Consider the following 16,883-nt stretch of genomic DNA (forward strand, 5'->3'; position numbering starts at 1 on the left):
GAGTAACTGCGGCCCCAATCTTTAACAAAAAACTGAATACATTTTACGTGTAAAAAAACCGGCTCTCCCGATTAAAGGAAAGACGGTTTTTTTATTTTTACGCTTCTTGTGTAGCTGATACTTTTTGAATACGTGCAATAATACCTGTGATTAATATTACAACAACTGCTGGTACTAACCAGCCCAATCCCTCATTGTATAATGGCAATACATTTTCATAGAAGTTTAAAACCGGTACCATCCAACTAAAATAGTCGATACCAAGTGAATCACAAAGTGACTTTAATCCATCAAAAATACTGATGAGGAAGGTTACTGAAATAGTTGATAAATATACGATACGCGCATGATTAAATAATGGTGAAAGAAATGCCAATAGCATTAGTACAATAGCCAATGGATAAAGGAACATTAATACAGGAATAGAGAATGCAATAATGTTCGCTAAACCAAAGTTTGCAATAATAAATGTTAAAGCAGTAAAGAATACTACTAACGCTTTATAGCTGATGTTCGGAAGTAGTGTATGGAAATACTCCGCATTCGCTGTAATTAACCCGATAGCTGTCGTCAAACATGCCAATGTGATTAATACGGCTAAAAGAATGGAACCAAATGTTCCGAAGTAGTACGTTGCGGCTCCACTTAGTACCGGACCACCTGTCTCAAAAAGACCTAAGACATTTGTACTTGTTGCACCTAAATAAGCAATACCTACATAAATAAGTCCTAAGAGTGTAATGGCAATAACACCTGATTTTGCTGTAGCAGAGAGAATTTCACTTTTTGAAGTGATTCCCATTGACCGAACGACATTAATTACAATAATTGCAAATACTAAGGATGCTAGTGCATCCATCGTGTTGTATCCTTCTAAAAATCCTGTTACAAATCCACCAGTTGCATAGGATTCCTCAGGTGATTGAATAGCCCCCATCGGATTTACAAATGCCGTAATCAATAAAATTGCTATTAAAACGACAAGAACAGGCGCTAACATTTTTCCAACCATATCTACAATTTTTGCGGGATAGAGTGAAAATATAAGTGCTACTGCAAAGAATATTATCGTAAACATTAGTAATGCCGTTTGTTGAGATCCCTCATTTACAAATGGTGCAATACCAACTTCGAATGCAACCGTTCCAGTACGAGGTGCAGCAAAAAATGGTCCAATCGTTAAATATAATAATGCAGTAAAGAATACTCCGTAAGCCGGATGAACTCTACCTGCAAGCTCCTGCAAGTTACTGGACCCGGAGAACGCCATTGCCAAAATACCTAAAAGCGGCAAGCCAACCCCCGTAATTAAAAACCCAATTGCTGCTGGTCCAAGGTTTGTACCTGCATATTGACCAAGCTGTGCTGGGAAAATTAAGTTTCCCGCTCCAAAGAATAATGCAAATAACATAAATCCAATTGCTAAATAAGAAGTAAATGGTAGCTTCTCATTCATTATAATTTCCCCCTTAGTATATATTTCTATTGTTTTTAAGTTGATAAAGTGCACCTTCAATCAATGAGTTGTGTTTACTCCCCACTGATTGTTAGATGAACGAATCAGGAGTTTACTGGCTGCCCGCCCCCCACTTATAATTCTTGAGGCATTTAGAATTCTCCTCGTTAAGGGTCTTACAGCCAGTTAATCACGTGATAAAATTCATATGCAATATATCGGATGCAATCTATCATACTACCTCATTCGGCAAAATGCAATATATTTCGACAAAATTATTTAATAATTTTCGGAAAAAGTCATTAATTAGACTATTTTAAACTGACCCTATTTTATACAAATTTCTGTAGACATATTTAAGAAAACATTATAAGATTTATCTTACACGTACTTAAAAAAAAGAGGTATGAATAAATATGGAATTATCAAACCGTCTACAACAATTGCCAACACAATTTTTCGCTTCCCTCGTCCAAAAAGTAGCTGCTGCGGTTAGTGAAGGTCGTGATGTGATTAATTTGGGTCAAGGAAATCCAGACCAGCCAACTCCACCTCATATTGTCAAGGCACTACAGGAAGCCGCTGAAGACCCCAATAATCATAAGTATTCTCCATTTAGTGGAACTTATAAGTTTAAAAAGGCCGCTGCAGAATTTTATAAGCGGGAATACGAAGTTGATATAGACCCTAACACAGAAGTCGCTATTCTATTTGGTACAAAAATCGGGTTAGTTGAACTGCCCCTTACTCTGATGAACGAAGGGGAATTAATGCTGCTCCCTGATCCAGGTTATCCTGATTATTTATCTGGTGTCAGTCTAGCAAACGTTAAATATGATACCATACCACTAACAAAAAGCAATCATTTCCTACCCGATTATAAAAATTTAACAGAAGAGCAGAAAGAAAATGCCAAGCTGCTCTATTTAAACTATCCTAACAATCCGACAGGGGCGACTGCAACTGGGGAATTTTTCCAGGAAACAGTAGCCTTAGCAAAACAATATGATATTGGAATAGTTCATGACTTTGCTTATGGGGCAATCGGTTTCGACGGAGAAAAACCGATAAGTTTCCTTCAATCAGAAGGAGCCAAGGATGTTGGGGTAGAGTTGTATACTTTGTCGAAAACGTATAATATGGCTGGCTGGCGGGTTGGCTTTGCCGTTGGAAATAAGAAAATGATCGAAGCCATCAACTTGCTGCAAGACCATTTGTTCGTTAGTCTATTCCCTGCTGTCCAGGAGGCAGCGGTCTCAGCATTAACAAGCGAACAAACCTGTGTAGAGGAACTGGTAGAGCTATATGAAAACAGACGCAACACCTTGCATCTAGAATGCAAACGTATAGGCTGGGATGCTGAAACACCAAAAGGGTCCTTCTTTGCTTGGCTGCCTGTCCCAAACGGATACAGCAGCGAATCTTTTTCTGACTTGCTGCTGGAGGAAGCGGATGTCGCCGTTGCACCTGGAAATGGATTCGGTAAGCATGGGGAAGGCTATGTACGTATCGGATTATTAGTAGAAGAAGAGCGATTGAAAGAAGCAATTAGAAGAATAGAAAAGCTAGAGATTTTTTCGTGATTTATGTGTAATGACAGGTTGATTGGGTAACTTGTATGTTTGTGCTCGACTGTTGTTTGATTTTGGTTTGGGTTTGCGCGTTTTGATTTTGCTGCGGCTTGATTTAAGTCTGGGCACGCGCGTTTTGATTTTGCTACCGCTCGAATTGGGACTGGGCTCGCGCGTTTTGACTTTGCTGCCGCTCGAATTAGGGCTGGGCTCGCACGTTTTGACTTTGCTGTTGTTGCTCAATTTGGGTTTGGACTCGCACGTTTTGACTTTTCCGCCCTTGATTTAAAAGGAAGCACTTCATGGTCTAACTCTAATAAAAAAGTAAAAATACACACGTTATTTTTCCATCATCAATAACGTGTGTATTTCTCGTTGTTCTAACCTTATTACTAAAGGGTCTCTTTCAAACCTGCTTAATCTTCCAAATATCTGTCGCATACTCACGAATTGTTTGATCACTGGAGAACTTGCCTGAGTAAGCAATATTGGTGACACTCATATTCAGCCATGTTAACCGGTCCCTGTAAGCCCGTTCTGCCAGTTCATGCGTCTCCAAATATGGTTCGAAATCTTTTAATACAAAATATGGATCATTATGATAGAGAATGTTATAAAATATATCCTTAAATTCAATATCATGCTTCCCAAATTCTCCCTGGTTTAACTGATCCAATATCCGTTTCACCCGGTCATCGGTATTATAAATATCCCGTGCATTGTACCCCCCGTTTTGATAGTAATGAAGCACTTCATCTGCTGTTAATCCAAAAATAAAGATATTACTGTCTCCGACTAAGTCATGAATCTCAATATTCGCACCGTCCATCGTACCAAGTGTTATTGCTCCATTCATCATCATCTTCATGTTTCCTGTTCCAGATGCTTCCTTGCTTGCCGTTGAAATCTGCTCACTTATATCAGCAGCCGGAATGATTTTTTCAGCAAGACTTACATTATAATTTTCCAGAAAGATGACTTTTAACTTTCCTTGAATATCCTTATCGTAATTTACGATTGAAGCGACCGTATTAATGAGTTTAATAACTTCTTTAGCCACATAATAGCTGGGTGCGGCTTTTGCCCCAAAAATAAACGTATGTGGTGTCATATCCTGGTTTGGATTTTCCTTCAATTCATTATATAAATAAATCACATGAAAAATATTAAGCAATTGCCGTTTATATTCATGAAGTCGTTTGATTTGTACATCAAATATGGATTGATCGTCTACCAATATCCCAGTATGTTGATGGATGTAGTTTGCCAGTGCTTTTTTATTTTCATGTTTCACTCGATTAAACTTTTCCAGTAATGCTTTATCATTGGAATACTTCAATAGACTGATTAGTTGTTTAGGGCGCTTAATCCATTGTGGGCCAATTACTTCCGTTATCACATCTGCTAATTTGGGATTCGCTTGCAGAAGCCAGCGCCGATGTGTAATTCCATTCGTCTTATTATTAAACTTCTCTGGAAAAAGCGAATAAAAATCCCTCATTTCTTTCTTTTTTAAGATTTCAGTATGAATCCGTGCCACACCATTCACACTGAAACTCCCAACAATAGCTAGCCTCGCCATGTGAACGCGTCCGTGAGCAATAATGGCAAGTTCGGGAATTTTATCTCTGAGTTCCTCATAATTGAACCAAATTGATTTACAAAAACGTTCATTAATCTCATCAATAATCATATAAATCCTTGGCAGCAAGTTCTGTAACATTTCTTGCGGCCATGTTTCCAACGCTTCACTTAAGGTAGTATGATTCGTGTAGGCAAAGACTTTTGTGGTTACTTCCCAGGCAGTATCCCAGTCCAGCCTTTCCTCATCCATCAAGATTCGCATCATCTCCGGAATAGCAAGGCTTGGGTGGGTATCATTAATCTGAATGACGACTTTCTCTGAAAGCCTGCTAACAGGAAGTCGATGGCCCTTTTTAAATTTCTTCAGGATATTTTGAATACTGGAGGAAACGAGAAAGTATTGCTGCTTTAAACGCAATTCCTTTCCCTCATAATTGGAATCATCTGGATAGAGGAACCCGGATATTTGTTCAATCGAATGCTGATGGTCAAGGTCACGGTAAAATTCCCTATTTTCCTCCATTGCTTCAGCGTTTTGTTCAAGTACAGGTTCTGCGCTCCATAAACGAAGTGTGTTCACCACCTCATTTTTATAACCAACAACAGGAATATCATAAGGTACCGCCAGGACTTTATCGGTATTTTCATATTTGAATTCTAGTGAACCATCATTTCGTTTAAACATATGTACTTTCCCATGAAATTGAATGACGACAGCCTCTTCTTCCTTCCTTGTTTCCCAGGGATATGAATCTTTTAACCAATAATCGGGGAGCTCTACCTGATTACCATGAATGATTCGCTGTTCAAATAAACCATACCGGTAACGTATCCCATAACCGTGGCCAGGATAATGCAAGGATGCAAGGGAATCCAGGAAACAAGCAGCCAATCGTCCTAACCCCCCATTTCCCAACCCTGCATCCCGTTCTTCTGCAAATACAAACTCCGAGTGAAACCCAAGCTCCTCCAATGCTTCCTTCGCCACATCAAGCATTCCACAGTTCAGAAGGTTACTTTCCAATAGTCTTCCAATGAGAAACTCCATCGATAAATAGTAGACTTGCTTTGCCTGTTTTTCTCCATAGCTTTTATTCGTTTTAAACCAATTTGGCATAATTTCATCATTCACAATATAGGAAAGTGCATAATACATGTCTTTATTCGTTGCGTCACTCACTTCGATACCTCTATCAATAATTAACCTTTTTACCAATCTATCCTTTAAGTGATTAGCCGTTAACTGTGGCAAGGAACCATCTCTCCTTATCCGTATATTGGGGTTGGTACTAATTGTTCATATAACCTACCGTATTCCAAAGCAGATTCTTTCCAGCTAAACTGACTCTTGTTGACATTACGGATTAGCTGCTGCCACTGATCCGAGTCATGATAAATCTTTAGGGTGTAATTTAATGTATTTAACAGGTCATGGGCATTATAATTGGTGAAGCTAAATCCGTTTCCTTCTCCCGTTAATTCATTATAGGATAACACCGTATCCTTTAATCCACCGGTTTCCCGTACAATTGGGACTGTTTTATACTGCAGTGCAATTAATTGGGCTAAACCACAAGGTTCGAATTTAGAAGGCATAAGGAAAAAATCTGCACTGGCGTATAATTTCCTAGCTAACCCCTCATCAAAAGTTAATAAAGCTGCGACCTTATTTGGATACCGGGAAGCTATATCAGAAAAATAATGTTCAAATTCCTGTTCACCAGTACCTAAAGTGATGAACTGAACATCCTCTTGTAAAAATTCCTCAAAAATGTGCTGTACTAAATGTAATCCTTTTTGCTCGACCAATCTCGTAATAATTACGTACAATGGCTGATCTAAATCCATTTCAAATCCTAATTCTTCTCCAAGTGCCAATCTATTCTCAATTTTTTTGGAACGTGCCGAACGATAATTAACGGCAAGATATGGATCAGTTAGTGGATTATACTCTTTTGTATCAATTCCATTTATTATCCCAACTAAATCCTGCTCTCTTTCGATGAGCATCGGATGAAGTCCTTCACTGTAATAAGGGTACTTAATCTCTTCCGCATAGGATGGACTGACGGTCGTAATTTTATCAGCGTGAAACAAAGCTCCTTTTAGGCAATTCAGCATTCCATTCCACTCCAGCCCACCAATATGTTCCCTATCCAAATTGAAGAAATCTTCAAAAATATCAATCGGCATGACACCCTGATACTTAATATTATGAATAGTAAAGACCGTCTTCATTTGATCAACAGGTTTACGAATATTCGCTAGAACCACTGCCATAGCAGCCTGCCAGTCATGAGCATGGAGAATATCCGGTTTAAAATCACCATGCACTAAAAATTCAAGCACCGCATGACTAAAATACACAAACCGTTCGCCATCATCATAATAACCATATATTCCTTTTCTAGTGAAATAATAGTCATTTGCCAAAAAATAATAAATAACCTGATTATGCTTTAAAGTATAAACCGTTGCTTCCTGATTACGCCAGCCGAACGGTACATCAAATGTTGTTACATATTCCATTTGCTCTTTCCATTCATCAGGTATCTCATCATATAATGGTAAAATAACGCGTACTTCCAGCTGTTCATACTGCTTTAGTGCCTGTGGAAGGGAACCTATCACATCTGCAAGTCCTCCCGTTTTTATGAAAGGTGTGGATTCCGAAGCAACAAACAATACGTTCTCCATTTGATATCTTCCCTTTCTTCTATTTAAATTTCCCGCCTTTTGGCAACTACATATGGCTTGTCTTTTGAACCAATGATTCGCTGGCCTTTCGTTACATGTACGTCCTTATCCAAAATGACGTTTTCCAAATAAACATCCTCTTCAATTTTACAGCGCTGCATAATGATGGAGTTCTTTATTTTTGTCCCCTCATTTACCATAACTTCGCGAAACAAAACACTGCCTTCCACTTCTCCTTCAATGTAACAGCCATTTGCCAGGATGGACTGTTTAACCGTGGAAGGCTGACGATAATTGACAGGTGGATTATTAGAAACCTTTGTTCTGACAAACGTCGGTTTATAAAACAATTCAAGATAGTTTTCTTCTGTTAGCAAGTTCATATTATGGCGATAAAAACTTTCAATAGAATTAATGAAAGCACTATAACCCTTATGCCGATACATCTGTACCCTCAATTCAGAGAGCCTGTCTTTAATTCCGTGAACAAAGAAATAATCATGATTATAGGCAATACAATCATCTACCAGTTCCATTAACAGTGATTTATTAATGATGTATGTTCCTGTAAAAACCATTGGATTATTCCGCTCATTTGTAATGTTTTGCACCCATCCAAGATCATCTGCCTGTATACGAAAATATGGTGTATGCTCATCCTCTAATTTTTCCGCCATGGTGGAAATCAATGTGACATCCGCCCCTCGGTCGACATGGGACCGAAAGGCATCTTGATAATGGGTATTTGCGATAAATTGACTTCCGCTAATTAAGACATATTCTGATTTCCCGCGATTAAAATAGTCTCTATTGTTATGAAAAAAGCGCAAATCGCCTTTTGAAACATCTGTTGGGTCATTCCAATCTGGAGGCAAAATATACAGACCACCATTCCTCCTGTCCAGATCCCAATTTTCTCCGGTTCCTAAATGATCTAATAGGGAACGATATTTGGACCTTGTAAAAATGGCTACCTCTTGAATATCAGAATTAACCATATTGGATAGTGCAAAATCAATCATTCGATAACGTCCAGCTAACGGAATGGAGGCATGATTGCGAAAGTAAGTTAATTCATTAAAAACGTGATGCTCATGCTCCAAATTGATTAATCCCATCATCGTTTCCATTACTTTCCCCCTCCTGTCATTGCCAGCATCCCATCTAATATATCCTGATTGATAACGACAGGCTCTTCCTTTTCACCCGCTCTAATATTCGTTCCCTCAGGGATTTCCGTATTTTCCATAACGATGACGCGCTCCAGATTGGAGTTTCTTCCTACATTCACTCCAGGGTGAATAATGGATTGCTTAATTGTACAGCCTTCTTCCACTCTAACATTGGTAAATAGAACCGAGCTATCAACCTTCCCGTACACAAAACAGCCGGAGTTAACCATGGAATGATTCACCACGGCGTTTCCTCCAATAAACTGTGGTGGAAAGTTGGAATCTTTGGTGTAGATTCGCCAATTTTGATTGTTTAAGGCAAGGCCCCAATCTTCCTCATCTAATAAATCCATATTTGCTTCCCAATAGCTTTGAACGGTACCAACATCCTTCCAATATCCTTGAAATTGATAAGCATAAAGACGTTTATTATCCTGCAGCATTTTAGGAATGATATCCTTACCGAAGTCATGGCTGGAATTTTTTTGCCTCGAATCTTTCATTAAATACGCTTTCAACGTTTCCCAAGTAAACATATAGATACCCATGGATGCTAGATTATTTTGCGGCTGAGCTGGTTTTTCTTCAAATTCATAGATTCTTAAATTGTCCGTGGTGTTCAAAATTCCAAAGCGTGATGCTTCTTCCCACGGAACTTCTATAACAGAAATGGTAGCATCTGCATTGGTTTCTTTATGTTGGGCAAGCAGTTTTTGATAATCCATCTGGTAAATATGGTCCCCTGATATGACTAAAACGTATTTTGGGTTATATTGATTGATAAAGTGGATATTTTGATAAATGGCATCGGCTGTACCAGAGTACCAATCCCCACCGGTTTTCGCCGTATACGGGGACAACAGAATGACACCGCCATTTCTCCGGTCCATATCCCACGGTTTGCCGTTACCAATATGTTTGTTCAGCTCAAGTGGAGAATATTGGGTTAATACTCCCAATGTTTGAATGTTTGAATTGGAACAATTACTTAACGTAAAATCAATAATTCGATACTTTCCACCAAATGGTACTGCTGGCTTTGCGATATGGTGCGTTAATGCACCTAAACGTTTTCCTTCTCCCCCTGCTAAAAGCATCCCTACACACTCTTTCAAACTACCCTCTCCTTCTCATTATTTATTTTCTTAAATAGTGTGATTGCTAATGGTGGTATTTTTATTTTTATATGCTGTGGCAATCCATGCCACTTTTCTGAAAAACTAAAATGTTCTTTCTTATTTATCTGCCCCGAACCTCCATATTCTTTTTTATCTGAATTAAAGACTTCCCCGTATACTCCGGGGTCCGGAACACCTATCTTATAATTGTAATAAACGTTTGGAGTAAAATTACAAACAATGATGAGTTCTTCTTTTTGAATATGACATTTCCTTCTAAAAGCAATGATACTTTGGTCTATATTATGTGGGTCAACCCATTCAAAACCACTAGGATCATGATCTAATTCAAAAAGTTGTGGATGTTCTAAATAGAAGTGGTTGAGTGCTTTTATATAGTTGAAGATTCCATAGTGTAGTGGATAATTCAAAAGATGCCAATCTAACTGTTCCTGATCCTTCCATTCTGCATATTGTCCCAGTTCCCCACCCATAAATAATAAATTTTTACCTGGGTGGCAAAACATATATCCATAAAGCAGCCTTAAATTGGCAAATTGCTGCCACTGATCACCCGGCATTTTATCAAGCAAAGACTTTTTCCCATGAACCACTTCGTCATGCGAAAGCGGCAGGAGGAAATTCTCGGAATATGTATACATGAATGAAAAGGTTAATAGATTATGATGCCATTTTCGATGAATCGGATCCTTTTTCATATACTTTAGCATGTCATTCATCCAACCCATGTTCCATTTAAAATTAAAGCCAAGCCCGCCAGAATAGGTTGGAGCGGTAACAAGTGGAAGATCGGAGCTATCTTCGGCCATCATCAATGTATTTGGTTGGTAGGAAAAGACAACTTCATTTAATTTGCGGACAAACGCATACGCTTCCAGATTTTCTTCTCCACCATAAGAGTTATAGATTTTTTCTTCCTCATCCGGCCTATCAAAATTTAAATACAGCATACTTGCAACCGCATCTACTCGAATGCCGTCTATATGATACTCTTCCAACCAAAACAAGGCATTGGATATTAGAAAACTTTGCACCTCAGGGCGGCCAAAATCAAAACTAAGTGTCCCCCAGGAATGTTTCTCTGCTTTCTTCGGATCGGTATACTCATATAAGGGCTGGCCATCAAACTTACGAAGTGCAAAATCGTCCTTGCAAAAATGACCTGGCACCCAGTCCATAATTACCCCTATCTCGTGTTGATGGCATTGGTCGACAAAATATTTAAATTCGTCCCGATTTCCATATCTGGTTGTCACAGAAAAATAGCCGGTAATTTGATATCCCCAAGAAAGGTCAAATGGATGCTCAGCTAATGGCAATAATTCAATATGTGTAAACCCTTGAGATTTCACATATGGGATTAATTCCTTTGCTATTTCCTTATATGTATAAAATTCCCCAGACTCTTTTTTCTTCCAGGAGCCCAAATGAACTTCGTAAATCGACATCGGTGATGCATAAGGATTATACTGCTTTTTATTTTCAAGCCAGTTATGATCTCCCCATATATATGTAGAAAGCTCTGGTGTTAACGAAGCCGTCCTTGGTCGAAGCTCAGACTGAAATGCATATGGGTCTGCTTTCATTCGAACTTCACCAATCGAAGAAGTGATTTGATATTTGTAAGTCTGATTTGACGTTACGTCCGTAAAAAATCCGACCCAAACCCCCTCATTACTGATTCGCTTCAGCAGATGGGTATCACCATTCCAATTATTAAATTCGCCCACTACAGCAATCCGAGTCGCATTTGGTGCCCAAACAGCAAAACGAAAACCTTTCTTTCCTTCGCATTGGATGAGATGACATCCCAGAAATTGATGGCAATGATAATTCGTCCCCTGATGAAATAAGTAGATATCCTGTTCAGAAATATGAAAATTCACGAAGCAATTACCCCTCCCTTAACTAATAAACTAGGACACATAACGAAAATAATGTGGATAATACCTTTTTATATAGAACTAATTATAGGATGAATATTGGTTCACATCAAGGAATCTTCTGAAAATTCGTTCGACATTGGATGGAGTATTTTAGATAGCTGCACCATGTTCTGTCGAAATACATTAATTAATTGTAAATTCCGTTTAAATTATAGATTGAAAGGTTATCATTTAGGAGTGGGTATTTCCATAATTTAAACTTATACATATACTATATGACAATAGCATATTCGCTCACTTACAACATTAGAAGTCTTCTGATTAAGTGAAATGGCCTAATATTGTTGCATGTTTAAAGGGGTTGCTTCCTATGACAGATAGAATGATTGCTTGGATTGATGATGTTCATGAATTATCCGTTATTGGTGATATAAATAAATTGCTTCCAATCAGCGAATACCCCGTTATCTACTGGGAAAGAAAGCAATTGTATATCCAAGCAAAAGTAGAAGAAGTCGTCAATGAATCTAAAGTAAACATACGTTTCCATGAGGAACTTCCAATGGGAGAAACGCTTTTTCTTCTTTGGGGTGAAATAAAAATTCCTATTTACCCGGGAGCCATCGTTCGCACAAAATGGTTTGACGAAAACTTTACAAATCTGGATGCAGAACTTGGTGCTGTATGTAATTCATCATCGACCACTTTTTCCGTATGGGCCCCAACCGCTGTATCTGTCAGCGTAAAATTAAAGAATAAACAATATCCACTAATCAAACAGGAAAGAGGAGTATGGAAAAGAACGTTAACCGGGGACTGGCATGGTTATCCCTATACGTATGAGGTCACCTTAAATGGACAATCTGCACTGGTTAATGACCCTTATGCAAAAGCAATACTTCCGAACAGCAAAAAAGGAGTAGTGATAGACTTTTCCAGAACAAAGTCTTTAAAGGACAGTCCTATCACAAGACCCAAGCTGAATCATTTACAGGATGCGATTATTTACGAACTGCATGTGAGGGATGCGACGATCCACAAAGACAGTGGTGTTAAAAACAAAGGGAAATTTATAGGTTTAACAGAAAAAAATACGATCAATTCAAATGGCTATTCAACAGCGCTTTCCTATATCCAATCATTAGGGATCACACATGTACAGTTACTCCCAATAAACGATTTTGCCCGTGTGGACGAACTTCAACCCGATGCTTCCTATAATTGGGGATACGACCCATTGTATTTTCAAGCTCCAGAGGGTAGTTACTCTGTCTTACCAGCAGACCCTATTGCACGTATTAATGAATGTAAAACAATGGTTGAGTCCTTCCATCAAGAGGGCATATCCGTTATTCTGGATGTCGTATATAATCATGTATACATCATGGAAGAATCATCTTTTGAAAAACTAGTCCCAGGATATTATTTCCGTTATCAAGCAGATGGAACACATAGCAATGGGACTGGGGTTGGTAACGATATTGCTTCGGAACGGCATATGGTTAGAAAATTCATTTTGGATACGATTGATTTTTGGTTAAGGGAGTATCAAGTTGATGGATTCCGATTTGACTTAATGGGCGCACTCGATATAGAAACGATGAAGCAAATTCATAAACGATGCAAGAAAGAGTCCGTTCCGATTATGCTTTTAGGAGAAGGTTGGGATCTCCCAACAGCACTTCCTTTCCACCTGAAGGCATCCAGTTCGAATTCACCTCAATTAAACGGAGTCCGATATTTTAATGACTTTTTCCGTGACACAATAAAAGGAAACCTATTTCACCATCAGGATATCGGATATGTCAACGGAAATGGTCATTATATCGAGCGGCTGCCGCATTTAATGTCGGGTTCTGTTCTGGAGGAATATGGAATTCCATTTGTAACCGATGTTACACAAACAGTTAATTATGTAGAATGTCATGATAACCATACATTGTGGGACCGACTTAAGCTGACAAATCCCGAAGCAAGAGAAACCGAACGAAAAAAAATGCATCAGCTTGCTACTGGGTTAACTATACTCAGTCAAGGCATTCCATTTATTCATGCCGGCCAGGAATGGTTTCGAACAAAACAGGGAGTCGAAAACAGCTACATTTCCGGCGATGAAGTAAACCAATTAGACTGGACAAAACGGGAAACGGAGAATGAAAATATCGAGTTTGTAAAGGCACTCATTTCATTACGAAAACAATATAAGGTGTTTCGTTTGAAATCCAAGAATGAGATTAGAAGGAGATTCCATGTACTGGAAACACCGAAACCCGTATTTGGTTTCACATTACTAGGTGAAGAAGCCGACTTTTCCGTCTATGTGAATCCAACAAATGAAAGCCATACCCTTCATCTTCCTTCATCAGGGAAATGGAAAACCGCTGTTTCCAATCATTTTTCAAAGCTTAAGGAACAGCAGCTAATCATTGGAGAATACACATCTATTGAACCGTTGGAACTTATAGTCCTGCATAAATCCCGAAAAATAGCAGAAGCAGAAGACGGATCGGCTTTAGTTGGAAATGCTAAAAGGTAACTAAAACACACCCATTCTAAAAGCGATAGATTTTATGATCTCTTATATCAGACTTTATCGATTTAGACAAAAAGAAGCCACATCAGGAAGAATCCGAACTAATTCAAATTCTAACGGGAGAATTTTGAATCATGGTTCGGATTTTTCTTTACTTTAGCTAAATACTCTTGTCCCATCCCTTCATCCCTTAGCTATTGTGTAAAAATTATTAAATAATCTTCCCATTGTTCTATTTATGACGGAATTGATATACTAGTTTTAATAAGGGATTAACTGGGTGTTGATAGATAGAAAGAAAAGGGAAAAGGGAAGTGTATTTAATTGATAAACAACACAGGTCTTGTATTAGAAGGCGGAGGTATGAGAAGCGCTTATACTGCAGGGGTTCTGGATTTCTTTCTGGACAAAGGCATTGATTTTCCTGTAGTTGCTACTGCTTCCTCAGGTGCGCTAATTGGAAGTTCCTATATTGCGAAACAGCGGAATCGAAACTATCGAATTCTAAAGGAATTAGGTAATAATCCAGAGTCTGTATCAATCATGAACTGGATTCGAAAGAGAGAAATATTTAATATGGATTATATTTTTGATAAAATACCGCGGGAAATTGTACCATTAGACTTTGGGGCCTTTTCCAAATCTCCTTCCCAATTTATAGTTGGAACAACAGATATTGATACAGGAAGTCCGGTTTATTATCATAGATTTGATACGTTAGAAGAATTATTGACTATTACTCGTGCTTCCTGTTCTCTACCGGTACTGGCACCAAGCATTATCCACGATAAAAAAGAACTGATGGACGGTGGTGTATCCAACCCCCTACCTATACTGCCATTAATTCAACACGGCCTGAATAAACAAGTCGTTGTTCTAACAAGAAACAGAGGATACATGAAGAAAGCTACGAAGCTAAATTGGTTTTTTAAGCATTTTTTTAAAGAGAAGCCAGAACTTAGAAGATTATTACGTGATCGACATATCCTTTACAATAAAACGATGGAATTGCTTTATGAAAAGGAAAGAAAAAATGAGGTCTTTCTAATCCAGCCCGAGGAACCATTAATCGCAACAAGAATTGAAAATAATAAAGAAAAACTGGAAAAACTATATAGCCAAGGGTATCAGGAAGCAGAGGTAAAACACCCTGAACTCGAACGTTTTATTCAGTCCACCAATAATACTTCTCCTTACGCGACAGGTAATATTCCTTCGTAGAAAATAAGGTTTTAAAGTAATGAGTTTTAAAAATGGGGCTCTCACATCCGGTAAGAAATGAGGTTTCATCATGATTTCTCTTAGTATTCTTGACTATTCTCCAATTGATGAAGGAGCAAATGCTCATGAGGCACTGTGGCATACAACCGAATTAGCGAAATACGCAGAGGCACTCGGCTACAAAAGGTTTTGGGTTTCCGAGCATCACTTCGTACATTCTATCGCAAACAGCAGCCCTGAAATGCTAATGATGCACTTAGCTTCATCAACTGAAAACATTCGTATTGGGTCAGGTGGGGTCATGCTTCCGCATTATAGCGCTTATAAAGTAGCAGAGAACTTTCGCATGATGGAAGCCCTCCACCCAAACCGAATAGATATCGGCATTGGGAGATCACCAAGTTTTAAAATGGTGAATCAAGCATTGAACGAGGGTAAAACAAAACGCATTTCCTATGAACAACAGGTTATCGATCTAAAGAAATATTTTACAGATAACACGAAAGACGAGCATCGTTTTCAATCCTTGCTAGCTACACCGAAAATACAGACAATACCTGAAATATGGATGCTTGGAACTGGTGAAAGAGGAGCAGCGGTTGCGGCTGTACAAGGGACAGGATATGTATTTGCTCATTTCACAAGACCTGGAGTAAAAGGGATAGAAACGGTTCAAAAGTACCGTGAATCTTTCAAGCCTTCTTCCACCCTTTCCAAGCCTCGAACAATGGTAGCTGTTTTTGCAGTCGTGGCAGAAACGGAAGAAAAAGCGGAGGACTTAAAAAAGGCATTTGACCTCTGGCTATATTTCGTTGAGTCTGATCATCAGCCTCCATATTACCCTTCCGTCCAAACAGCTAAAAATCGTGGGTTCAGTACTGTTGAAGAAGCAAAAATAAAAGAAAACAGGAAGCGTATGATTGTCGGAACACCTGAAAAGGTAAAGGAAAAGATCCATCAAATTGCGGAAGCTTACGAAACAGATGAAATAATGATTATTCCTAATGTTACTGGGCCAGATAATCGAAAAAAAGTAATACGTCTATTAGCAAGAGGCATTTAGGCTCTAACGCTAACCATTTTAAAAAGCAGCTCTCAACATGTCCGAGCTGCTTTTGTCATTATGCTGTATCAGTATTTATTCCTGTAATTCAGCTTTCATTCCTGTAATTCAGCTTTCGCTCCCGTAATTCAGCTTTCGCCCCAGTAATTCAGCTTTCATTCCCATAATTCAGCTTTCATTCCCATAATTCAGCTTTCGTTCCCGTAATTCAGTATTTGCTCCAGTAATTCAGCTTTCATTCCCATAATTCAGCTTTTGTTCCCGTAATTCAGCTTTCGCTCCCGTAATTCAGCTTTCGCCCCCGTAATTCAGCTTTCGCTCCCGTAATTCAGCTTTCGCTCCAGTAATTCAGCTTTCGCTCCCGTAATGCAGCTTTCGTTCCCGTAATTCAACTTTCGCTCCGTAATTCAGCTTTCGCCCCAGTAATTCAGCTTTCGCTCCCGTAATTCAGCTTTCGCCCCAGTAATTCAGCTTTCGCCCCAGTAATTCAGCTTTCGCTCCCGTAATTCAGCTTTCGTTCCCGTAATTCAACTTTCGCTCCGTAATTCAGCTTCGTTCCCG

10 protein-coding genes are annotated in these 16,883 nt (G+C 38.8%); 4 read left to right on the top strand and 6 right to left on the bottom strand.

Going from position 1 to position 16,883, the window contains the following annotated elements; all coding sequences use genetic code 11:
• Positions 1-97: 97 nt before the first annotated feature.
• Positions 98-1,456, bottom strand: a complete 1,359-nt coding sequence (gene brnQ / locus GMJ66_RS17355; protein WP_156291588.1) for a branched-chain amino acid transport system II carrier protein — start codon at positions 1,454-1,456, stop codon at positions 98-100.
• 416 nt (positions 1,457-1,872) lie between these two features.
• Between brnQ and GMJ66_RS17360 the strand changes: the two genes are divergently transcribed.
• Entirely contained in the window at positions 1,873-3,039 is a 1,167-nt protein-coding gene (locus GMJ66_RS17360; RefSeq protein ID WP_269321888.1) for a pyridoxal phosphate-dependent aminotransferase, read from the top strand.
• A gap of 394 nt (positions 3,040-3,433) precedes the next feature.
• On the opposite strand, the gene GMJ66_RS17365 is transcribed toward GMJ66_RS17360, so the two are convergent.
• From GMJ66_RS17365 to glgB, 5 genes are read right to left on the bottom strand one after another with little or no spacing between them, the layout of a single operon-like run.
• On the bottom strand, positions 3,434-5,863 hold the full coding sequence (locus GMJ66_RS17365; protein ID WP_156291590.1) for a glycogen/starch/alpha-glucan phosphorylase: 2,430 nt from the start codon (positions 5,861-5,863) through the stop codon (positions 3,434-3,436).
• Between the two features lie 14 nt (positions 5,864-5,877).
• Positions 5,878-7,308 carry a glycogen synthase GlgA gene (gene glgA, locus GMJ66_RS17370; protein WP_156291591.1) on the bottom strand — a complete coding sequence of 477 codons (1,431 nt, stop codon included), beginning with the start codon at positions 7,306-7,308 and terminating at the stop codon, positions 5,878-5,880.
• A 23-nt stretch (positions 7,309-7,331) separates the two neighbouring features.
• Positions 7,332-8,438, bottom strand: coding sequence for a glucose-1-phosphate adenylyltransferase subunit GlgD (gene glgD, locus GMJ66_RS17375; RefSeq protein ID WP_156291592.1), 1,107 nt, complete (start codon positions 8,436-8,438; stop codon positions 7,332-7,334).
• On the bottom strand, positions 8,438-9,595 hold the full coding sequence (locus tag GMJ66_RS17380) for a glucose-1-phosphate adenylyltransferase (RefSeq protein ID WP_269321889.1): 1,158 nt from the start codon (positions 9,593-9,595) through the stop codon (positions 8,438-8,440). Before GMJ66_RS17380 ends, glgD begins: the two co-directional genes overlap by 1 nt.
• Positions 9,592-11,505, bottom strand: a complete 1,914-nt coding sequence (gene glgB / locus GMJ66_RS17385) for a 1,4-alpha-glucan branching protein GlgB (protein WP_156291593.1) — start codon at positions 11,503-11,505, stop codon at positions 9,592-9,594. The genes GMJ66_RS17380 and glgB overlap by 4 nt, the downstream gene beginning before the upstream one ends.
• Before the next feature lie 370 nt (positions 11,506-11,875).
• On the opposite strand from glgB, the gene pulA reads away from it, so the two are divergent.
• From pulA to GMJ66_RS17400, 3 genes are all read left to right on the top strand, one after another.
• Positions 11,876-14,041 carry a type I pullulanase gene (gene pulA / locus GMJ66_RS17390; protein WP_156291594.1) on the top strand — a complete coding sequence of 722 codons (2,166 nt, stop codon included), beginning with the start codon at positions 11,876-11,878 and terminating at the stop codon, positions 14,039-14,041.
• A gap of 321 nt (positions 14,042-14,362) precedes the next feature.
• The gene (locus tag GMJ66_RS17395; protein ID WP_156291595.1) at positions 14,363-15,259 is read left to right on the top strand and encodes a patatin-like phospholipase family protein; all 897 of its coding nucleotides are present in this window, start codon (positions 14,363-14,365) and stop codon (positions 15,257-15,259) included.
• 70 nt (positions 15,260-15,329) lie between these two features.
• Positions 15,330-16,322, top strand: coding sequence for an LLM class flavin-dependent oxidoreductase (locus tag GMJ66_RS17400; RefSeq protein WP_156291596.1), 993 nt, complete (start codon positions 15,330-15,332; stop codon positions 16,320-16,322).
• Positions 16,323-16,883: the final 561 nt, after the last annotated feature.

The sequence above is a fragment of the Oceanobacillus salinisoli genome (assembly GCF_009733865.1).
In the GTDB taxonomy this organism is placed as follows: Bacteria; Bacillota; Bacilli; order Bacillales; family Amphibacillaceae; genus Oceanobacillus; species Oceanobacillus salinisoli.